Source organism: Brucella grignonensis (genome assembly GCF_002252505.1).
Classification (GTDB): domain Bacteria; phylum Pseudomonadota; class Alphaproteobacteria; order Rhizobiales; family Rhizobiaceae; genus Brucella; species Brucella grignonensis.
Map to the genome: position 1 here is coordinate 1 of NZ_NNRL01000026.1, position 335 is coordinate 335.

Here is a 335-nt window from a genome sequence, read left to right on the forward strand (position 1 = left end):
GAAAAATCAAAGCCGTATAGATGCTGCGGTGAACGATCCGAAGTTTCTGGAGGCGGACACGGATCAGCGCTTTGTACGGGTTTTCAACGCTCTCGCCCCGAAGAAGACAGCTGGCCCCTCCAAGAGATCGGTTGTGACTGCGGCGAGCGGCCAAAAGATTGCGACCGTTGAACGGACGCCTAAATCGGTTGCCGTTGTGGTCGGTATCGAGGGCTCAATGGAATTCGGGGAGTTCGTGGCAGCCCGCCTGCTCGACCTTTACCAACAATTCGAAAGCGAAAAGGAGAAGACCGACTAAGCAGAACGCAAAACGTATAGGCCGCAAAAGAAAAAGG

1 pseudogene is annotated in these 335 nt (G+C 54.0%); it reads left to right on the plus strand.

Annotation, left to right across the window (positions count from 1 at the left end):
• Positions 1-298: pseudogene (locus CEV33_RS00290) on the plus strand (plasmid partitioning protein RepB); the annotation flags it as partial.
• Positions 299-335 lie beyond the last annotated feature (37 nt).